The organism is Micromonospora sp. NPDC020750, from assembly GCF_044334565.1.
Lineage (GTDB): Bacteria > Actinomycetota > Actinomycetes > Mycobacteriales > Micromonosporaceae > Micromonospora.
The window spans coordinates 664,966-688,131 of record NZ_JBIRTH010000001.1; the positions used below are offsets into that span (position 1 = coordinate 664,966).

5 protein-coding genes are annotated in these 23,166 nt (G+C 74.6%); all 5 read left to right on the plus strand.

All coding sequences use genetic code 11. The annotated features are described in order from the left end of the window. The first annotated feature begins 6 nt into the window (after window positions 1-6). The 5 genes from ACH4T9_RS03155 to ACH4T9_RS03175 are packed head-to-tail and all read left to right on the plus strand — an operon-like array spanning window position 7 to window position 23,164. Window positions 7-5,460: an SDR family NAD(P)-dependent oxidoreductase gene (locus ACH4T9_RS03155; RefSeq protein ID WP_396669533.1), complete on the plus strand. Its 5,454-nt coding sequence runs from the start codon at window positions 7-9 to the stop codon at window positions 5,458-5,460. Continuing rightward, window positions 5,457-11,894, plus strand: a complete 6,438-nt coding sequence (locus tag ACH4T9_RS03160; RefSeq protein ID WP_396669534.1) for an AMP-binding protein — start codon at window positions 5,457-5,459, stop codon at window positions 11,892-11,894. The genes ACH4T9_RS03155 and ACH4T9_RS03160 overlap by 4 nt, the downstream gene beginning before the upstream one ends. Then, complete coding sequence (locus ACH4T9_RS03165) at window positions 11,891-18,517, plus strand: amino acid adenylation domain-containing protein (protein WP_396669535.1); 6,627 nt, start codon at window positions 11,891-11,893, stop codon at window positions 18,515-18,517. The genes ACH4T9_RS03160 and ACH4T9_RS03165 overlap by 4 nt, the downstream gene beginning before the upstream one ends. Then, the gene (locus ACH4T9_RS03170) at window positions 18,514-22,962 is read left to right on the plus strand and encodes a condensation domain-containing protein (protein ID WP_396669536.1); all 4,449 of its coding nucleotides are present in this window, start codon (window positions 18,514-18,516) and stop codon (window positions 22,960-22,962) included. Before ACH4T9_RS03165 ends, ACH4T9_RS03170 begins: the two co-directional genes overlap by 4 nt. Beyond that, window positions 22,949-23,164 carry an MbtH family NRPS accessory protein gene (locus tag ACH4T9_RS03175; RefSeq protein WP_091621624.1) on the plus strand — a complete coding sequence of 72 codons (216 nt, stop codon included), beginning with the start codon at window positions 22,949-22,951 and terminating at the stop codon, window positions 23,162-23,164. The genes ACH4T9_RS03170 and ACH4T9_RS03175 overlap by 14 nt, the downstream gene beginning before the upstream one ends. Window positions 23,165-23,166: the final 2 nt, after the last annotated feature.

Sequence of the window (23,166 nt, forward strand, 5' to 3'; positions counted from 1 at the left end):
ACAGACATGACACAGCAGGGCGAGATTGCGATCGTCGGGATGGCCGCCCGGGTTCCCGGCGCGGACAACGTCGAGATCTTCTGGAGCAACATCCTCGACGGCCACGAGGCGATGGCCGTCACCGACGACGAAGTCGCGCGCCTGCGGGGCGTCAAGGAGTCGACTCTGACCCGGCCCGAGTACCGGCGGGTCTACGCCGGCGCCGCCGACCTCGACCTGTTCGACGCCGACTTCTTCGGCCTCAGTCCGCGGGAAGCCGCCCTGGCCGACCCGCAGTTCCGTCTCTTCCTGGAGCTGGCCCACTCCAGCCTGACCGCGGGCGGGCACGACCCGGCGGGCCACCTCGGCCGGGTCGGCGTGTACGGGGGCAGCGCGGCCAGCGACTATCGCGAGGACTACATCGAGGCCAACCCGACGGTGGCCGACGCGGCCGGCGGGATGAGCATCCGCATCGGCAACAGCCCCGACTACATCGCCCCCCTGGTGTCGTACAAGCTCGGCTTCCAGGGACCGAGCCTGTCCGTGTACACCGCCTGCTCCACCTCCCTGGTCGCCGTGCACCTCGGGGTGCAGGCCCTGCTCCTCGGTGAGATCGACGTGGCCGTGGCCGGGGGCGTCCAGGTGGACCTCCCCCTGGATGTGGGCTACGTGTACGAGGCCGGGGGAATCCGTTCCGCCGACGGCCACGTCCGCCCGTTCTCCGCCGACGCCTCCGGCACCATCTTCTCCAACGGCGGAGCGGTGGTGGTGCTCAAGCGGCTGGCTGACGCGCAGGCCGCCGGGGACCTCATCCACGGCGTCCTGCTCGGCTCGGCGATCACCAACGACGGCAACCTCCGGGCCGGGTTCGCCGCGCCCGGCGTGGACGGGCAGATCAAGGTGGTCCGCGCCGCCCTGGAACGCGCGGGGCTGACCGCCCGGGCGGTCGGGCTGATGGAGGCCCACGGCACCGGCACGGTGGTCGGCGACCCGATCGAGGTGGACGCGCTGACCCAGGCGTACCGGGCGGACACCGACGAGGCCAGCTACTGCGCGCTGGGGTCGGTGAAGGGCAACGTCGGGCATCTCGGAGCGGCCGCCGGGGTGGCCGGACTGATCAAGGCGACCCTGGCGGTCCGGGAGGGAGTCATCCCGCCGACGATCAACTGGGCACCGGTGAACCCGGCCATCACGCTGGACGACAGCCCGTTCCGGCTGGCCACCGAGCCTCAGCCGTGGACCGGTCAGGCCCGGCGGGTCGCCGCGGTCAGCTCGTTCGGCATCGGCGGGACCAACGCGCACGTCCTCGTGGCTCCGGCACCGGAGCCCGAGCAGCGGCCCGATCCGGTCGGGCCGCACCTGCTCACCCTCTCCGCGCGTACGCCGGAGGCGCTCGCCACCGTCGCGGACCGGCTCGCGGCGCACCTGGAGACCGCCGACGTCCGCCTCGACGACGTCGCGTTCACCCTGCACGAGGGGCGCACGACGCACCCGGTACGCCGGGCGGTGGCGGCCCGGTCGACGACGGAGGCGGTGGACCGGCTGCGGGTCGCCGGCTCCCACCCGGCCGTCCCGGTCACCGGTCACCGCGAGGTCGCCTTCCTCCTGCCCGGACAGGGCGCCCAACACCCCGGGACGGGGCGCGGGCTGTACGCGGCCGAGCCCGCGTACCGGGAAGCGGTCGACGCCTGCAGCGACCTGCTCGCCCCCCTGCTCGGCCTGGACCTGCGCACCCTCCTGCACGCCGACCCGACCGACGACGCGGCGCAAGCCGCCCTGGCCCAGACCGCCGTCACCCAGCCGGCCATCTTCACCCTGGAATGGGCGTTGGCCGCCCTGTGGAAGGCCCGGGGAGTCGTACCGGCCGCGCTGATCGGGCACAGCGTCGGTGAGCTCGCCGCCGCCGCCATCTCCGGGGTCTTCTCCCTGGAGGACGCGCTGCGCGTGGTGGCGGCCCGGGGTCGGCTCATGCAGTCCGTCGCCCCGGGCGCGATGCTCGCCCTGCCGGTCGGCGTCGAAGCCGCGGCCGACCTGCTCCCGCCGGACCTGGAGATCGCCGCCGACAACTCCCCGTCGGCCTGCGTGGTCAGCGGCACCGAGGAGGCGGTGGCCCGGTTCGCCGCCGAGCTGGAGGACATCGGGATCACCGGCACCCCGCTGCGCACCTCGCACGCCTTCCACTCGCGGATGATGGAGCCGATCCTCGACGAGTACGCCGCCGTGGTCGCCGCGACCCGGCTCGCCGCACCCACCGTGCCGTTCCTGTCCAACGTCACCGGCGACTGGGCCGACCCGGAGCAGGTCACCCACCCCGACTACTGGGTCACGCACCTGCGCCAGCCGGTCCGGTTCCGGGCCGCGGCCACCCAGCTGATCCGCCGGGGAAACCCGTTCCTGCTGGAGGTCGGCCCGGGACGCGCGCTCGGCGCGTTCGCCCGGCAGACCGCGATCGCGCAGGGCATGACCCCGCAGTGGGCCGGCAGCCTGCCGACCGTGCGGGAGGGCACCGACGAGCGGGACCACGTCCTGACGACCACCGGGGCGCTGTGGGCCGCCGGGGTGCCGGTCGACCTGGCCGCCGTCCGCACCGGGCCGGCGCCCCGCCGGGTCGAGCTGCCCGGGTACCCGTACGAGCGACGGCGGCACTGGGTCGACCCCGACCCGACCGCCAGGACCGTGGTGCCCGAGACCGAGCAGATCCCGAACGAACCGCTGCAGACCCCGTTCTACGTGCCGGTCTGGACCCAGGCGCCGCGCACCGCCGGGGCCGCGGACGTCTTCGGCGAGCACTGGCTGGTCCTCGGGACCGACCCGACGTTCACCGCCGAGGTCGCCGCCGCGGCCCTCGCCCACGGCGCCAGTGTGACCCGGCTCGACGCGGGGCCGGCGCTGATCGAGGACTTCGGCGTCTTCGAGGCAGACCCGGAGGACCCGACCCAGATCCGGGCGGTCATCGAGCAGCTGTGGGACAGCGGTCAGGCACCCGACCGGGTGGTCGTCGGCTACGACGTGCCGGGCCCGGAGGGGCACCCGACCGGCACCGACCCGACCCCGGCGCATCAGTCGTACCGGCGGGCCGCCGTCCTGGCCTGCGCCCTGCTCGACGTGGTCCGCGACCCGGTGGAACTGGTCGTGGTCACCAGCCGGCTGTTCTCCGTGGCCGGTGAGGAGGCGGTGCCGTTCAGCGCGACCGCACTGGGTCCGTTCCGGGCGCTGCCGCGGGAGGCCTCGCTGGTGACGGTACGTCACATCGACCTGGACGGGATCGGCCCGGCGCGGGTGCTCGCGACCCGACTCATCGACGAGATCCGGCATCCCGCCGACGAGGTGGTCGCGGTGCGCGGGCACCGGCGGGCGATCAGGTCGTACGCCACCCTGCGACACGGGCCGGTCCACCGGTCCGCCCTGCGCCCCGGCGGGGTCTACGTCATCACCGGTGGTCTCGGCGGCCTCGGCGTCACCATCGCCGAGTCGCTGGCCGAGACGGAACAGGCCCGGCTGGTCCTGGTCGGCCGGACCGGCCTGCCGGAGCGGGCCCGGTGGGCGGAGCTGTCCGAGGCGGCGGGGACCGACGAGACGGTGCGCCGGCGGATCGAGGCGGTGCTGCGGATGGAGCGCCTCGGCGCCCGGGTGCGGGTGGTCGCCGCTGACATCACCGACCCCGACGCCCTGGCCGCGGTGCTGGGGGAGACCGTGGCGGAGTTCGGTGCCGTGCACGGCATCGTCCACGCCGCCGGGCTGGCCGGTGGGCAGTTGCTCGCCCTGCACGACGAGCAGAACGCGGCGAGGGTCCTGCGTCCGAAGGTGGACGCGGTCCTGGCGCTGTACGACCAACTCACCACCGAGAAGTATCCGGAACTGGACTTCGTCGCGCTGTGCTCGTCCATCATCGCGGTCACCTCCGGGTACGGCCTGTGTGACTACGCCGCGGCGAACCTGTTCATGGACGCGTTCGCGAACTCGGTGGCCGACCGGCCGGGCCGTCCCCGGGTCGTCTCCATGAACTGGGTCGGCTGGCGCGAGGTCGGCATGGTGGCCGACCAGGGCGCATCCCAGGGGGTGCAGGCGCTGCGGGCGATCAGCCAGGGCGGTCGGACGGAACCCCTCGACCATCCGTTCCTGCAGTCGGTCACCGTGAAGGCGGACGGCACCCATCGGTACCAGGGGATGCTGCGCCCGGACGGACACCGGGCCCTCATGGAGCACCGGATCGCCGGCGCGGCGGTGGTTCCGGCGACGATGCTCCTGGAGTCCGTCCGTGCGGCGGCCCACCACGCCCTGGGCGAGGTGCCGGTGCGGATCCAGGACCTCCTCTTCAGCGACCCGATCGTGGTCACCGGCCCGCTCACCCTGACCCTGTCGTTCGCGCCGGAGCGAGCCGCCGAGGGCGCCCCGTTCGAGATCACGGTCGGGGCGGACGGGGCGGGCCCCCGGACGGTGCACTGCCAGGGCGTGCTGCGGACGATCGACAAACTGGCCGGTGAGGCGGTCGACCTGGACCGGGTTCGGGCCGCGCTGCCGGCCGTCGACGCCCGACGGCAGTCCTCCGGGATGGTGGCCTTCGGCCCGTACTTCGACGTGGTCCGGGAGTACTTCCGCGACGGGGACACCGGGCTCGCCCGGCTCGTGGCCGATGACGCCGACCCCCGGCTCTGGTTGCATCCGGCCCTGCTGGACCAGGCCGCCCACGGCCTGTCCGGCGCGGCGGCGAGCTACCTGCCGTTCTCGTACGCGGGTGTGCGGGTGTACTCGCCGATCCCGGCCGAGGCATGGGTGCTGCAGACGCACCGGCAGGACCCGGACCGACCCGAGTTCATCGAGGTCGACGAGGTCATCGTCGACCGCGACGGGCGGGTCTGCGTGATGGTGGACAGCTACATCCTGCGAGCCCAGACTGCGGCGGGGGCGGCCCCCACCTCCGTCGACGCGCCACCGACCCGCCCGGCGGCGGCCGGTGGGCCGACCGGGTCGTCGTCGGGTGACTCGCTGATGCTGATCAGCAGCGAGCAGGGGATCGAGCTGTTCCGCCGGATGCTCGCGGTGCCGGACCAGCCACAGCTGATCACCTCGGTGGGTCCGCTCCAGAAGCGGATCGACGAGATGCGGGCCTTCTCCGCCGACGCGGTCACGACCCACCAGGACACCACGGCCGGCGCGGGTACCGCCCGCGCGGAGAACCTCGGCGGGTACGTCCCGCCGGAGACCGACGTGGAGAGCGCCATCGCCGAACTGTGGGCGCAGGCGCTCGGCATCGCCCCGATCGGCCTCGACGACGAGTTCCTCGTCCTCGGTGGCTCGTCGTTGACGGCGGTCCAGTTGTCCTCGCGGACCCGGGAGCGGTTCGGCATCCAACTGTCCGTCGCCGAACTGTTCGAGCACTCGACGGTGCGTCGGATCGCGGTCCTCGTGGACGGCCGGCTGGACGCACTGTTGGACAGGCTCGTCGACCAGACTGCCGGCTCCGGGGACGGTTGGGCGTGAGCGGGGACCGACCCACCCGGGCGGAGCTGCGGGCCCAGATCCTCGCCGGACGCCGGTCGTTCATGGCGCCGGCCCCGTCGCGGCCGGCGCCGCTCTCCGAGTATCCGGACCTGTTGCCGATGACGGAGGCACAGCGGCGGCTCTGGTTCGCCGACCGGCTGGCCGGCCCGCTGCCGGTCTTCACGCTCAGTACGGAGATCGGGGTCTGGCCGGACCGGGACGTGATCGTGGCGGCCTGCCGCACCCTGGTCGACCAGCACGCCGCCCTGCGCAGTGCCGTCGTGGTCGAGGCGGGGGTGCCCTCGATCCGACTGCGTCCCGCCGCCGACTTCCCGGTGTCCTACGTCGATCTGAGCGGCCTCTCGGCGGTGGCGGCGCAGGCCGAGCTGGCCCGGCACCGTGCCCGGGCCGCCCGGTACCGGTTCGACCTGGAGCACGAGCCGCTGGTCCGCTTCGCCCACCTGCTACTGCCGGACGGGAAGGGCCGTCTGCTGATCTCCGTGCACCACCTCACCTGCGACGGGCACTCCCTTTCCCTCCTGGCGGAGACGCTGAGCACGGGCCGGCCCACGTCGGCGCGGATGGACTACCCCGACTACGCGATCTGGCGCGACTCGGCGGAGCAGCGTGCCGCGCTGCGCGCGGAGGTCGACCGGGCGGTGGCGGCACTCGGCGACGCCCCCCACCCCGTACGGATCCCGGCCGACCTCGTCGAGGTCCCAGCCGACCCCGCGCCGGCCGATGGGCCCGCGCCGACCGGTGACCCCGCGCCGGCCGATGGGCCCGCGTCACCGCTGGTCGGTGTGCCGGCGGACGCCTTCGAGCACGACGTCGCGCTCCCGGCGGAGCTGCACGACGAGGTCCGGGCGGCCGCGCAGGGCCGCCGGACCACCGACACGGTGCTTCTCTTCGCCGCGTGGGCCCGGGTGGTGGCGGCCTGGACGGGCCGTACCGACCTCGTCCTGGGCATGCCGGTCTCGGTGCGCGACCACGAGGACGTGGCCCGGATAGTGGGGCTGTTCGTCAACACCGCTCTGGTCCGGGTCACTGTCGACCCGCTCGCTCCTGCCGGGGACACGGTGGCGGCCTGCGCGGCGGCGGTGGCGAGGGCACTCGGGACCACCCAGGCACCCCTGGAGGCGGTCCGGCGCGGCGTCTACGGCCCGTCCGCCGGCCCGTCCGCCGGCCCGTCCGCCGGCCTCGGCGTGTGCTTCAACAAGTTCTCCGTCGACCCGCGTCTGATGGATCTCGTCCCGCGACCCCCCTCGCCGGGTGCAGCCGAGATGCCGGTCGTACTGGAGATCGCCGACGACAGCCGGCGCTATCACACCAAACTCGTCTTCGACCCGACCCTGTACCGTCCCGCCACGATCGCCCGGCTGGCCCGGGCCTTCCACGCCCAGCTGGCCGAGTTGATCGGCTCGACCCCGCCCCCCGCCCACCCCGACCCGTCCGACCTGGGCCGAGCCGCCCCGGAGCTGCCCGGCCCCGGACAGTCCGATGTGGAGCGGACCAGCTCCGAACGGCCGGGGGCCGACCCCGCCGGGGGGGCGGAGCTGCTCGACGTCCTGCGCGGGCACGCGGCGGCCGACCCGACCCGCACGGCCGTCGACGGGGAGACCGGGACGCTGACCCGGCAGGACCTGCGGGACGCGGTCGACGACCTCACCGGTCGGCTGCGGGCGGCCGGGGCGCGACCCGGCGACCGGGTGTTGGTGGACACCACGCGGGGCGTGCCGGCCCTGATCGGGCTGCTGGCGTGCCTGGCCGCCGACACGGTGTACGTGCCGCTGTCGCGGCGGCTGCCCGGTCCGCGTCGCGCCGCCGTCGCACAGCAGGCGGCGGCCACCTGGGAGATCACCGACGTGGGCGGCGCCGGTTTGACGGTTCGCCCGCTGCCGGGCCGGCCCGGTCCGGAGCTGCCGACCGCCCCCGGATACCTGATCTTCACCTCGGGGAGCACCGGGGTGCCGCGCGGCGTGCACGTCGCGACCGGCACCCTTCTCCGACACGCCCGGGGCATGGTCGAGCGGCTCGCCGTCCGCCCCGCCGACCGGTACCTCCAGTTCGCCGAGCACGGCTTCGACGCGGCCATCGAGCAGGTCATCGTGCCCCTCCTGGCCGGTGCCACCCTGGTCCTGCGCGGCGAGCAGCCGTGGGATCCCGCCCACTTCGGTCGGATCTCCCGGCGGACCGAGGTGACCGTGGCGAACCTGCCCACGCCGTGGTTCGCCCAGTTCACGGACGCACCGCAGGCGACCTGGGCGGACCTCGCCGGCAGTGCCCTGCGCATCGTCCTGGCCGGCGGGGACGCCCTCACCCCCGAGGCGGTCGCCCGGTGGGCAACGTCGGCCCCGCGACGCATCGCCCTGCTCAACGCGTACGGTCCGACGGAATCGGTGATCACCGCGACGGTCGGCACGGTGTCCGTGACCGCGAACGGTGCGGTGCCGGCGTACCCGTCGATCGGCGCGGCCGTACCCGGCCACGAGGTCCTCGTCGTCGACGCCCGGCTCGACCCGGTCGCCCCCGGGGAGGTCGGGGAGCTGCTCGCCGGAGGGCCGCTCGCCACCGGCTACCTCGCCGATCCCCGGGCGACCGCGTTGGCCTTCGTCCCGCACCCGACGCGACCGGGGGAACGGCTGTACCGGACCGGCGACCTGGTCCGCCACTCGCCGGCCGACGGCGGACTGGAGTTCCTGCGTCGCGCCGACGACCAGGTGAAGGTCCGGGGGGTCCGGATCGAGCTCGGTGACGTCGAGGCCGCGTTGCGCGCCCACCCCGACGTCGCCGAGGCGGTGGCCACGGTCACCGACGGCCCGGACCGGCACTTCGTGGGTTGGGTGGTGCTCCGCCCGGGCCGCGCCGTCGGTGAGGCCGAGCTGCGTACCGCGGCGTCCGGCCGGCTGCCGCAGGTCGGCGCGCCCCGCCGGGTGCACGTCCTGGATGACCTGCCCAGGAGCGCCGGGGAGAAACCCGACCGTCAGGCTCTGCGGGAGCGCACCACCGATCCGGCCGCGCCCGCCTCCGCCCCCGTGTCCGCCGCCCCCGTGTCCGCAGGCGGCGCGGCTGCGGTGGTGGCCGCCCTGGCCGGGGAGCTGTTGGCCACCACCGTCGAGGTGGACAGCGACTTCTTCGCCTGCGGCGGGGACTCGCTGAGCGCGGCGCAGCTCGCCGCCCGGTGCGCCGAGGCATTCCACCGCGACGTCGACCTGGCCACGGTCTTCGCCAACCCGACGCCGGACCGGCTGGCCGCGGCGATCAGCGCGCTGCCGGAGGTCGGGCCGGACGACACCGGCGACGGCCCACCGGTGCCCCGCCGGCCACAGCCCGGCGACCGGACGGCACTGACCCCCACCCAGCAGCGGTTCTGGTTCGCCGCACGGCTCCAGGGCCCGACCGCCCAGGTCGTGCCGATCCCGTTGCGGCTGGCCGGACCGCTCGACGTGGACGCGCTGCGGGCCGCCCTGACCGCGCTGCTCGAACGGCACGGAGTGCTCCGTAGCCGGATCGTCGGGTGGGGCGACGGGGTCCGCGCCGAGGTGCACGGCGTCGACGAGGACGTCCTCGCCGGTCACCTCGCCCTCCGGACCGCCCGGGACGCGGGCGGCGCCGACCAGGCCGTGGCCGCGGAGATCCGGCGTTCGTTCGACCTGCGGGAGTCGTGGTTCCGGCCGTACCTGACCGTGCTCGACGACGGTGAGCACGTTCTGCACCTGGCGGTGCACCACATCGCGGTGGACGGCGACTCGGTCGGCATCCTGGTCCGGGAACTCCTCGACAACTACCGGCGCGCCCGGCGGGGCGAGCCGGTCCAGCGGGATCCGGTGATCCAGTACCCGGACGCCGCCTGGGCGCAGGAGGGGACCCGGCGGGCGGCCGACCGGCTGCCCGACGCCGTACGGGCGCTGGCCGGCACGGTCGACCTCGACCTGTCGGCCGCCGGCCCGGACCCGGGGGACGCGGCGGCCCGGCGGCTCACCGTGCCGGTCGACGCATATCTCGCCGACGCGGTGGCCCGCCGCCACGGTGTCACCCCGTACTCGGTGGTGATGGCCGCCTGGCAGCGGGCGCTGGCCCGGTGGAGCGGCTCCACCGGCTTCGCCGTCGGGCTGCCGGTGTCGCTGCGCGACGCGACGGGCGCCGGCATCCCGGGACCGTTCCTCAACACGGCAGCCGTCCGTGCCGTGCCGGCCGGCGGCACCCGTGCCGAGCACCTCGCCCGGGTGCAGGAGAGCCTGGCCGCGGCGTACGCATACCGGTTCGTGCCCTTCGACCGGGTGACGACGCTCGCCGACCGGCGGCCGGACCGGGCCGTCCCGGTGTTCCGGACGATGGTGGGCTGGGAGCAGGGCCACGAGGCCGCGACCGTGGGTGGACTGCGGGTGGACTGGTTCGAGCCGACCCCGCTCGGCCTGCCGGCGCCGCTGGTGCTCACCGTCACCGCCAACGACCGGGCGCACACCCTGGCCGTCCGGTTCGACTCCGGCCAGGTCGGCCGGCGTCGGGCCGCCGACCTGGTGGACCTGCTGGTGGCGGAGCTGGGCGACGACCCGGGCGACGAGACCCACGTCGGGCGGACCGCCGCCCCGGCCGGGGTGGTCGACCGGTTGGCCGACCGGGTGGCACGGCAGCCGGGCGGTCCGGCCGTCGCGCAGGGCGAGCGGGTGTACGACTTCGCGGAGCTGGACCGGCAGGTGAGCGCGGTGGCGGCCGGGCTGCGGGCATCGGGTGTCGAACGCGGCGACCGGGTGCTGGTGTCGCTGGCGACCCGGCTGGACACGCTGGTGGTGGCGTACGCGCTGTGGCGGCTCGGCGCGGTGTACGTGCCGCTCGGCCCGACCCCACCGGTGGACCGGGTGCGCCGGATCGCCTCGGTCAGCGCCGCCGGATGGTTGGTCGCCGACCGGGACACCGGCGACGTCCCCGCCACGGACGGCGCTACCGGCGGGGCGCAGTTGACCCGGATCGCCTGGCCGCTCGGTGCCCCCGCCGGCCCGGCGGACCACGTCGGGGCCGGGCCCACCGATGCGTCCGGTTACCGCCCGCTGCCATCCGAGGCGGCGTACATCATCCACACGTCCGGTTCGACCGGGGAGCCGAAGGGCGTCGTGGTGGAGCACGGCCAGCTCGCCGCGTTCCTCGACGCCTTCGACGCCTTCGACCCATGGGCGGGAGCGCGGTGCCTGGTCGGGCCCGCCGCGCCCACCTTCGACGCGAGCGTGCTGGAAATGTGCTGGCCGGCCCTGCGCGGCGGCCCGGTCGTCTACCCGACCGAGTCGGTCACCTTCGACCCGGCCTCGGTGGTACGGGCGTTCGCAACCGTACGGGGACATGGCTGGCCCGCCGCGGCCTTCGCCACCCCCAGCCTCTGGCAGGAGGTGCTCCGCCTGGACCCTGACGCCGTACGCGATGTTGCCGTCGGCACCGGTGGCGAGCCGGTGTCGGCCGAACTCCTGTCCGCGCTCGGCGCGGCCGGCGCCCGGCCCAGCGTGTTCTACGGCCCGGCCGAGACGACGATCATCTGCGCCGGTGTCCAGGCCGGTGCCGAACCCGGATCGGCGCTGGTCGGTGTGGCCCTCACACCGAGCCGGCTGTACGTCCTGGACGACGACGCCCGCCCGGTCACCGAGGGCGAGGCGTACGTGGCCGGGCCCCTGGTCACCCGGGGCTACATCGACGCCCCGCGGGACACCGCCCTGCGGTTCGTGCCCGACCCGGAGGGCGCCGGGGCCCGGATGTACCGCACCGGTGACCGGGTTCGTCGCCGTGCCGACGGCGTGCTGGTCTTCCTCGGGCGCCGCGACGACCAGGTGAAGGTGCGCGGGGTACGGATCGAACTGGGGGAGGTGCAGGCGTGCCTGACCGCCCACCCCGGGGTCGAGGCTGCGGCGGTCGTCCTCGTCGGCGAGGGCGGGACAGCGCGGCTGGCCGCCGCCGTGGTCGCCCGCGATCCGGCCGCCGAACCCGGTGACCTGGCCGTCCAGCTGCGGTCCTGGGCCGAGTCCCGGCTCATCCCGCAGGCCGTGCCGGTCGTCGTGCCGGTCCCGGCCCTACCGGTGTCAGAGAACGGCAAGATCGACCGACAGGCGTTGCTGGCCCGGCTCGGGGGCGACGACGCCGAACCCGACCGGACCGCCGCGCTGGGCGACGACCCGATCGTCCGGCTGGTCGCCGCGGTGTGGCAGGCGCACCTGCACGCCCCGGTCCCGTCGGCCACCACCGACTTCTTCGAGGCCGGTGGACACTCGATCGCGCTCCTGCACGTGGTGGAGACCATCGAGCGCATCTTCAGCATCGACTTCCCGATCGCGCGGGCGTTCGAGGTACGGACGGTCACGGCGATGGCGGACGAGATCCGGGCCATCGCCGGCGACAGCGCCGGGCCGACAGCGGGCATCGCGCTGGAAGTATTCGGAGGCAGCCCGCAATGACGTTGCAACTCAACGATCCGGAGCGGATGGCCGAGTTCCAGCGCCGGTTGGCCGCCGCCGGGCTCGCGCCCGCGCCGGCGGTGGCGGAGCAGGCCCCTGGCACCGGGGCGGGCGCTGACCGGCGGGCGTTGGAGCCCAGCGAGGCCGGGCTGTGGTTCCTCGACCGGCTGCACCCGGGCAGCCCCGAGTACATCGTCGCCGCCGCCGTCGCCATCCGGGGCGACCTGGACCCGGGTCGGCTCGCCGCCGTGTTCGCCGGGCTCGTCGCCCGACACCCCACGCTGCGCACCCGGTTCGCCGACAACGACGGCACGGCGTACGCCGAGACGATGCCGCAGGCGCACCCCCCGGCTCCGGTCGTCGAGACCCCACCGGACCTGGACACCTGGTTGTCCGCCGCGGCGGCGGAACCGTTCGATCTGCGTACCGCCCCGCTGGCACGGCTGCGGTTGGCCGGTGACGGCACCCGTACCGTCGTGCTGCTGACCGCCCACCACATCGTGGTCGACGGCGCCGCGCTGGACACCCTGCTCACCGAGTTGTTCGCCGGGTACGCGGGCGCTCCGCAGCGCCCCGCGCCGGTCGTGCCCCGCCAGCGCCCGCCGATGCCCCGGTCGCCCGAGAGCGCGGCCTGGTGGCGGGCCAGCCTGGACGGGGTCGAGCCGGTGGACCCGCCCACGATCGGCGCCCGCCCGGCCGGCCCCCGCCGTGGCCGGCGCGTCGGCCACCGCCTCGACGCCGACCTGAACGAGGGGATCGACGCCCTCGTCCGGCGGTACGGGGTGACCCGGCCGGCGGTTTTCGCCGCCGCGTACCGGCTCGTCCTGCGGGCTTTGTACAGCCACGACGACATCCTCGTCGGCCTCCCGGTCAGCCTCCGCGCCAAGCAGGACGCCGGGGAACTGGGCAACTTCGTCAACCTGGTCTGTTTGCGCAACCCGACCCGGGCGACGATCACCGTCGCCGACCTGCTGCGTGCCGAGCAGCGGGCGCTGATCCAGGCGATCGCCCACCGGGACACCCCGTTCGACGAGGTGGCCGATCACCTCGCCGGAGGGGTCCGGGGCGGCGACCGGACGCTGGTCCGGGCGGTGTTCAGCCACCACCGCACCCAGGAGCGGGAGGCGACCCAGGTGGCCGGGCTGGTGGTGGAACGGCTCGACATCGACCTGGGCACCGCGAAGTTCGACCTGACCCTGCAGGTGGAGGACGTCGGGGCCGGCTCCCGGCTGTGGCTGGAGCACGACGTCGCGGCGTACCCCGACGACATCGCCCGCTCCCTGCTGGACAGCTACCGGCGGGCGCTGACCGCGGTGGTGGCCCGACCGCAGGCCGCCCTGTCGGCGGTCCTCCTCGACGACCGCCGCCCGGCCGTCGCCCCCGGGTGGACCGGACGAGGGAACCGGGGCGTGGTCGGCTGGTTCGAGGAGACCGCCGCCCGTTACCCCGGCCGGATCGCGGTCGCCGACGGGACCACCTACGGCGAACTGGACGCCTGGGCGGACCGGATCGCGGCCCGGCTGGGCCCGGCCGGCCCGGACGCCCCACCGGTCGCCATCCTCACCGGTCGCACCCCGGGGATGCTCGCCGCCATCCTCGCGGCGGCGAAGGCGGGCCGCACCTACGTCCCGCTGGATGCCGAGCACCCCCGGGACCGGATCCGCCAGATCCTCGACCAGGCGGGCGTCGACACTGTGATCGCCGATGCGGGCATCTCCGAGGTGCCGTCCGGCCGGCAGGTCGTGGACGTCGACGACTGCCGGCGGTCACCGCGACCGGACACCGGACCGGATCGGGCGCCGATCCCGTGGTCCGCCCCGCTGTACCGGATCTACACCTCCGGTTCGACCGGCGCCCCGAAGGGTGTCGCTGTCACCCACGCCAACCTCGGCTCCCTGATCGACGGGGCGCGGGACCTGCTCGACCTGCGCCCCGACGACCGGTGGAGCGTGTTCCACTCGGTCGCGTTCGACTTCTCGGTGTGGGAGATCTGGGCGCCGCTGGTCGACGGCGCCACCGTCGTCCTGGTCGACCGGGACACCGCCCGGACGCCGCAGCGCTTCCTCCGGCTGCTCCACGACGAACGGGTCACCGTCGTCAACCAGACGCCGACCGCGTTCGGGTCGCTGACCCAGGCCGTCACCGAGGACGGTCTCGGGACGCCGGACTCGCTGAGGCTGGTGGTGTTCGGTGGCGAGGCGTTGCGGCCGGCCACCCTGGCGGGCTGGTTCGAACGCCTCGGTGACCGGACCCCTCGCATGGTCAACATGTACGGCATCACCGAGACGACCGTGCACGTGACGTGGCGGGACATCACCCGCGACGACATCGGCGTCGCGAGCCCGATCGGCCGGCCGCTGCCCACCCTCGCCACGGTGGTGGTCGACACCGACCTCAACCGCCAGCCCGTCGGGTTCGCCGGGGAACTCATGGTCGCGGGAGCCGGGGTGAGCCTCGGGTACGCCGGCTCCCCGGCCCGTACCGCCCTGCGGTTCGTCCCCGACCTCACCGGTGGCGGTGGCCGGATGTACCGCACCGGCGACCGGGTCCGTGAGCGTGCCGACGGCGACCTCGACTACCTCGGACGCGTCGACGAGCAGCTCAAGGTACGCGGATTCCGGATCGAACCCGCCGAGGTCGAGCACGCCCTGCTCGCCCACCCGGACGTGACGGACGCCGCCGTGACAGCCGCCCGGGTCGGGCGTTCCGGCGTCGGGTTGATCGGCTTCGTGCAGGCCGGCCCGGCGGCCGACCCGGATCAGATCCGTGCCTTCGTCGCCGTCCGGCTCCCCGACCACATGGTTCCCCGGGTGCACCGGCTCGACCGGCTGCCCCGCACCGTCAACGGCAAGCTCGACCGGCGGGCCCTGCTGGCCCTGGCCGCGGACCTGGCCCCCCAGCGGTCCGGCCCGGCCGACGGCGGGCACCCCGTCGATGACCGGGAACGGGCGGCGGTCGCGGTCTGGCAGGACCTCCTCGGCGTCGCCGACGTCCGGGTGACCGACAACTTCTTCGCCCTCGGCGGGGACTCGATCCTGGCGGTCCAGGCGGCCACGGCGATGTCCGCCCGGGGACTGCCGGTCACCGTCGCCGACATCTTCGACCACCAGTCGATCCGGGACGTGATCGCGGCCGTCCCCGGCACGACGGCGGCGGAGCCGACGGAGGCCGGGACCGCGTCGGTAGCCCCGGTCGGCCCGGCGGACCACCGGCAGCTGCTCGCCCCCGCAGACGCCGACCTGCTGCCCGCCGGGGTGGAGGACGCGTACCCGCTGACCCTGCTGCAGCAGGGCATGCTCTTTCACCAACTGGAACAGAACAGCTACCTGAACGTCACCACCACCCTGGTGCGGTGCGCCGTCTTCGACGGTGCGCTGCTGCGGCAGGCGTTCGACCGGGTCGTCCAGCGGCACCCGGTGCTGCGCAGCGGATTCGACCTCGCCACCTGTTCCGAGCCGCTGCAACTGGTCTGGCGGCACGTCGGCGTCGACCTGCCCGTGGCCGACTGGCGGGACCGGGACGACGCCGAGGTCCAACGGGACCTGCGGGAATGGATGGCCGAGCAGCGCCGCCAACCGTTCGACCTGACCCGCCCGCCCCTGGTCCGGTTCACCGCCCACCGCGTCTCCGACACGGAGTTCTGGTTCAGCGCGGTGGAGTGCCACGCCATCCTGGACGGCTGGAGCTTCACCTCCACCCTCACCGAGGTCCTGGAGGAGTACGACCGGGTGTGCGCCGCCGCCCGGGACAACCGGCCACTCGCTCGGCTCGTCCCACCGCCGGACTCGTTCGGCGACCACGTCTGGCGGGAGCGGCGCACCCTGGCCGACCCGGCGGCTGTCGAGCTGTTCCGGGACGTCATCGCCCGGGCCCGGCCGGTGCGGATCCCGACCCGGGGCGAGGGCGGCGCGCCCGGACACCGGCAGCGGGCCCTGCTGCCGCTCGACCCCGAGGTGCAACGCGGGCTGGAGGCGGCGACGATCCGGCTGCGCCTGCCGATGAAGAGCCTGCTGCTGGCGGCGCACGCGGTGGTGATGTCCGTCCTGTCCAACGCGGACGTGGTCACCCTGGGGATGGTGACCAACGGTCGGCCGGAGACGGCCGGCAGCACCCAGACCCGGGGCCTGTACCTGAACACCCTGCCGCTGACCGTCAGCGTCGGTCGGCGCGACCTCGCCGACCTGGCCCGGGCCTGCCTGGCGGAGGAGAGCCGGCTGCTGCGCTTCCGTACCTACCCGGGAGTGGCGACGGAACTGGCGTTCGGCCGGCAGCAGCTGATGACGACCGCGTTCAACTACACCCGGTTCCACGCGATGAAGCGGGTGAGCAGCGGCGGCGACGTCCGCCGGGTGGGGCACCTGGAGGAGGAGGCCCCCACCAACTACCCCCTGTACGTGTCGTTCGACCACGGTGCCGCCGACGACAGCGACCACCTGGTCCTCATCCTGATGGCCTCCCCGCGGCACTTCACCGACGCCGCCGTGGAGTCCCTGGTCTCCTGCTACCGCGCCGTGCTCACCGCGATGGCCGCCGACCCGAGCCTGCCGGCGACCGACGTGGCGTGGTCGACGGGGGACACCCCGACCGCGACCCCGGCACCGGATCCGGGCACCCTCCCGGGGCTGCACGAGACCGTCATCGACCGGGCGGCCCGCTGGCCGGACCAGGTCGCGGTGCGCGACGCCGGTGGCGCCGTGCTCACGTACCGGCAACTGGCCGACGCGGTCGGGCGGGCCGCCGGTGGGCTGCGGGCGGCCGGCGTCGGGCGGGGCTACACCGTCGGGGTCTGCCTGCCGCGCGACCACCGGCTGGTGGTGACCATCCTCGCCGTCCTCAGCGTCGGCGCGGTGTACGTCCCGGTCGACCCCGATCTGCCGGTGGCCCGCCAGCGGGTGATCCGCGACCGGGCGGCCCTGCGGCACGTGGTCACGGCCACCCCCACCCGGCCGCGCCTGGCCCCGGAGATCCCGGTCCTCGACGTCGACGACCTGGCGGCACACCCCACCCCGGCCGGGCCTCCGGTCGCCACGCACCCGGGGGAGCTGGCGTACCTGATGTTCACCTCCGGGTCGACCGGGGAGCCGAAGGGCGTCATGATCCCGCACGGCGCGTTGACCGCGTTCGACGTCGCGATCGGCGACCGGTACGGCCCGGGGACGGTGATGCTGGCCGCCACCAACGCGTCGTTCGACATCTCCGTCGCGGAACTGCTGATCCCGCTGGCCCACGGCACCGGGGTGGTGGTCTTCGACCGGGGCGGGCGTTTCGACCCGGACGAGTTCGCCACGGTGGTGCGTCGCGCCGGGGTGACCATGGTCCAGGCCACGCCCTCGCTCTGGACCGAACTGCTCGCCGGGGACGCCGACCTGCGCGGGATCGAGGCGTGGACCGGCGGCGAGGCGTTGACCGCCCGGCTGGGGCGGTCGCTGCTGGACCGGGCCGGGGCGGTGCACAACTGGTACGGGCCGACCGAGACCACCATCTGGTCCACCGTCCACCCGGTGACCCCGGACGACCTCGACCCGGCGGTGGTGCCGGTCGGTCGGGCGCTGCCCGGTGAGGCCGCCCACGTCATCGGGGCGGGGCTGCGGCAGGTGCCCGACGAGATGGTCGGTGAGGTCTTCATCGGCGGCGCCGGACTGGCCCGTGGCTACCTCGGCGACCCGGCGCGGACCGCCCTGCGGTTCGTCCCCGACCCGTTCGGGGCGCCGGGATCGCGGATGTACCGCACGGGGGACCGGGCCCACCGACGGGCCGACGGGGTGCTCCACTTCGCCGGTCGCGTCGACGACCAGGTCAAGCTCAACGGGTACCGGATCGAACCGGGGGAGATCGAGGCGGTGCTGGCCGGGCTCGCCGAGGTCGCCCGGGTGGCGGTCGCGGTACGACACGGCCAACTCGTGGCGTTCGTCGTCCCGAAGCAGGACGAGATCGACCTCGCCGTCCTGCGGGGACGGCTGCGGGACCTGCTCCCGGGTCACCTGGTGCCCCGCTTGGTCCGTGCCGACGACCTGCCGTTGAACGCCAACGGCAAGGTCGACCGGGGGCGGTTGCCGGACGTGGTGTTCACCCAGGACGTGTCGACGGCGCAGTTCGTCGCGGCGTCCAGCGCCGCCGAACGGACCCTGGCCGACGTGTGGCGGGAGGTCCTCGGCGCTGACCGGATCGGCGTCCACGACAACTTCCTCGACCTCGGTGGGGACTCGATCACCGCGTTGCGGACGGTCGCCCGGGTCAAGGCGCGGGGACTCCAGGTCGCGGTCGCCGACATGCTCGGCCCGCAGACCCTGGCGGAGGTGGCTGCGGGGGCGACCACGGTTGCCGCTCCCACGGAGTCGGCGGCCGGGCCTGACGGGCCGGGCCCGGCCGACGACGGACGGGCCGGAGCGGCTGGGGCGGACATCCCGACCGGTCCGGACCCGGCGGGCCGGTCCGCCCGGGCCGGCGGCGGGGTGCACCCGAACGCCGGCGGGATCGTCGACCCGGCCGGCGAGCCGGAGCGGGCGGCCCACCCCGCCGCGTCGCTCGACGGCGTCGACGTCAGCCTGGCTGGCCTCGACGAGGAGACCGCCCGTGCCCTGATCGCGCGGCTGAGCAGCAACGGAGAGGAGCGTTCCCGATGAGTGGCCCGAGCCTGGTTGAGGCGATCTACCCGCTGACCCCGCTACAGGAGGGGCTGCTGCTGGAGTCTCTCGACGCCGGAGACGCCCGTGCGTACCTGAGCCAGGTCCGCTACACCCTGCGCGGGGCGGTGGACGCCGATGCGCTGCGGTCGGCGTGGACCGCGGTCGCCGCCAAGCATCAGGCGCTGCGGGCCTGCGTGGCGTACACCGGGCTGACCGCCCCGGTGCAGGCCGTGTACCGGCAGCCGTTCGACCTGCTCGAGGTCGTCGACGGGGTGCACGACGACGACGACCTCGACGAGCACCTCCGGCGGGACCTGGACGCCGGGTTCGACCTGGAACGTGCGCCCCTGCACCGGGTGCGACTTCTCGAACGCGCCGACGGCACGTGGGAGATGGTGTGGACCTCCCACCACATCATGATCGACGGCTGGTCCATCCCGATCGTGGTCAGTGACGTCTTCGTCGCGTACGGCCAACGGTGCGCCGGGGCCCCGATCGATCTCCTCCCGACCGCCGACTACCGCGACTACCTGCGGTGGACCGCCGGGCGGGACCGGGGGCAGGTGCTGGAACACTGGCGGCGGGCGCTGCGGGGGTTCACCGAGCCGACGCCCCTGCCGGCGCCGGCGCCCGGTGCGGTCGACCGGGGTCGCCAGGTCCTCGCCGCGACCCTGCCGGCCGTGGAGTCGACCCGGCTCGTCCAGCGGGCCAAGCAGGAACGAGTCACCCTCAACACCCTGATCCAGGCCGCCTGGACGGTCGTCCTGGCCCGGTTCAGCGGCCGCGACGACGTGCTGTTCGGCGCCACCGTCTCCGGGCGGCCGGCGGCCGTGCCCGGGGCGGAGACGATGGTCGGCCTGTTCATCAACACCCTCCCGGTACGGGCCCGGCTGCCCCGGCGGGTGCCGGTGGCGACCTGGTTGCAGGACCTCCAGCGGCGCTTCCTGGCCAGCCGGGAGTACGAGGAGGCGTCGCTGCGCGACATCCGGTCGGTGGCCGAGGTGCCCCGGCACCGGAGCCTCTTCGAGACCATCGTGGTGGTCGAGAACTACCCGCTGATCACCGACGACAGGTTCGGTGACCGGCGTCCCCCGGTGGACATCGTCGCGGCCACCTCCCGGGAGGAACTCGCCCACCCGCTCGTGCTCAGCGTGGCGGGCGGGGCGGAGACGGTGGTCGAGCTGTTCCACGACGACGCCAAGGTCTCGGCTCCGGCGGCCCAGGCGATGCTCGACGGGTTCGTCGCGGTCCTCCGGGCACTGGCCGACGGCAGCGCGTCCGGGGTGGCCGACCTGCTGGCGGCGGTGCCGGCGGCTCCTCCGCTGACCGGCGGGTCGCCGGCTGTCGCCGAGCCGCCGCTGGTACCGGCGGTGCTCCGGGCCGTGGCGGCGGCGTCCCCCGACGCGGTGGCCGTGGTCGACGGTCCCCGTCGGGTGAGTTACGCGGCGCTGCTGCACGCCGCCGACCGGGGGGCCGGCCGGCTGCGCCGGCACGGTGTCGTCCCCGGCGGGACCGTCGCCCTGCTCGCCGATCGTGGCGTCGACCGGATCGCGGCGACCCTGGCGGTGTGGTTCGCCGGGGGCCAGTTCGTGCCGCTGGATCCGGCCTGGCCGGCGGCCCGGACCACCGCGCTGCTGGCTCAGGTCGACCTCACCGTGGTCCTCACCGACGATCCGGCCGTCGTGGCCACCGACGCCCCGGTGCTGTCCCTGACCGATCTCCTCGCCGACGCCGACGGCGTCGACGCCCAGGAGCCGGTGGAGGCGGGCCGCACCGACGCGGCGTACACGATCTTCACCTCGGGGACCACCGGGCGATCCAAGCCGGTCGTCGTCGAGCACGGCGCCCTCGCCGCGGCGGTGGCGGGGTGGGAGACGGCCCACTCGTTCGCCGCCCGTACCCGCAACCACCTGCATCTGGCCAACCCGGCCTTCGACGTGGCGATCGGCGAGGTGCTCCGGGCGCTGTGCGCCGGCCGGACGGTGGTCGTGGCCTCCCGGGCCGCCGGGGAGGACCCGGCGGCGCTGCTCGACCTGATCCTCGACGAGCAGGTAGACGTCGTGGACATTCCGCCCAGCCTGCTGCGTCCCCTGATGGACGAGGTGGAGCTGTCCGGGCAGCGCCTCGACCAGCTCAGCACCGTCCTGATCGGCGGGGAGTCCTGGTTCGCCCGCGACTACGTCCGCCTCGCCGAGGTCGCCGGCGCGCGGACCCGGGTGGTCAACGCGTACGGCATCACCGAGACCAGCATCGACAGCGCGTACGCGGTCCTGGGCACCGTCGCCGGTCAGGCCGAGACGCTCTGGCTGGACGCCACGTACCCGGGGGTGGACGCGCTCCTCGTGGACGGGACCGGCAGGCCGGCCCCGGTGGGGGCCCGGGGCGAGGTGTGGCTCAGCGGCCCCACGCTCGCCCGCGGGTACGACCGGGATCCGGCCCGCACCGCCCTGCGGTTCGTCCCCGACGCCCGCCCGGGCCGCGTCGGCGCGCGGGCGTACCGCACCGGTGACCTGGGCACGATCGACGGACGGGGACGGCTGCACCTGCTCGGCCGGGTCGACGCGCAACTGTCGGTCAACGGGCACCGGATCGAGCCGCAGGAGGTGGAGGCGGCACTTCTCGTCCACCCCGACGTGGCCGGCGCCGCGGTCACGGTCCGCGACGGACACCTGGTGGGGTTCGTGACCTCCCAGACCGCGACCCTGGACACCGAACAGGTACGGGCCCACCTGCGCGCACTGCTGCCGTCGTACGCCGTGCCGATGCTGGTCCAGCTCGACGCCCTGCCGGTCACCGCGAACGGCAAGCTGGACCGCGCGGCGCTGCCGGCCACCGTGGACGGCCGTCCCACCGTCACCGGCCACGTCGAGCCGTCCACCCCGACGGAGCGGATCCTGGCCGAGGTGTGGCGGGAGGTCCTCGGGGTCGACCTGGTCGGTGTCCGGGACAACTTCTTCGACCTCGGCGGCGACTCGATCGCCGGGTTGCGGGTCAAGGGTCGGGCCGCCGGTCAGGGCATCGACCTGCAACCACGCGATGTGTTCGCGTACCAGACGGTGGCTGAACTGGCCGCCTACGTGGATTCCCAGGAGCCCGACACCGCCGTGGCGACCCCGGTCCACGAGGGTGAGGTCCCGTTGCTGCCGATCCAGCGGCTGTTCCTGGACCACGCCGGCGCCGACCCGGCCCACTTCGACATGGCCCAGGGCGTACGGCTGGCCCAGGTCCTCGACCCGGACACCGTACGGGCGGCGCTGGAGGCCGTCGCCCGCCGGCACGGTGCCCTGCGGACCCGGTTCCGGCGCACCTCCGACGGCTGGCGGCAGTGGGTCGAGGCGGCACCCGACCCGCTGGTGACCCTCCCGGTGGTGGACCTGCGGGGGCGTCCCGACGATCGGGCGGCCACCCACCGGTCGCTGCTCGCCGGACACCGTTCCGGCCTCGACCTGGCCACCAGCCCGCTCTGGTCCTGCCTGGTGGTGCTCGACGACGAGGAGACCACCCTCTACTTCGCCGTGCATCACCTGGTCATGGACATCTACTCGTGGCGGTTGGTGCTCCAGGACTTCCTCGGCAACTACACCGCCCTGGCCGCCGGGGGACCGCCCCGGGACACGCCGATGGCCGGCTACCCCGAGTACGCCGTCGCGGCAGCCGCGCAGACCGGGGCCCTGCGAGAGCTGGAGTCGGCCTGGCTGTCGACGATCGGCACTCCCCGGCCGGTCCCGACCACCGGGTCGGGCGGAGAGAACACCCTGGCCGGGGTCCGGAGCGTCGAGGGGGAGGTGTCCCCGACGGCCACCGACGCGCTGCATCGGCTGCGCGCCGACGGCGGCACCGCCAGCCCGGTCCTGGTCACCCTGCTGGCCGGGTTCTCCCGCGCCTACAGCCGGTGGTCCGGGGAGGACCTGTACCTGTTCGTGGAGACCCACGGCCGGGACACCGCTCTGGGCGGCGTGGACACCAGCGCCGCCGTCGGGTGGTTCACCGCGCTGTACCCGGCGACCGTGCCGTACCGGCCCACCGAGTCCTTCTCCGACACCTGGTGGCGGGTGCGCCGGCTGGTGGAGTCGGTGCCCCGCCCGGTGTCGTCGTTCGGGCTGCTCCGCGACGCCGAACCGCGCTCGGCGCTGGCCGATGTTCCGCTGCCACAGATCGCGCTGAACCACACCGGGACCATGTCGGCCGACGGCGACGGCTCCCACCGGCACGGGTTGAGCGTGGTGCCGGTGCCGGCGCTGATCGCCGACCCGACCACCCGCCGCGACCAGTTGATCGACGTGGAGACCGGCGTCGCGGACGGCCGGTTCCAGTTCGCCGTCAACTACAGCTCCGCGCACTTCGACCAGGCCGGCATCGAGAAGTTCGCCGCCCTGTTCAGCGAGGAGATGGAGAACCTGCCTGACCACATCGAGGAGGAAAGAACTCATGGCGCTGTTTGACGAGGACGACGACACCATCATCTACGCCGTCGTGGTCAACCACGAGGAGCAGTACTCCGTCTGGCCGGTCGACCGGGAGGTGCCGGACGGTTGGCGCGAGGTCGGGGTGACCGGACGCGTCCGGGAGTGCCTCGACCACATCGAGAAGGTGTGGGTGGACATGCGCCCGCTCAGTCTCCGCCGAGCACTGGAACCACAGTGACC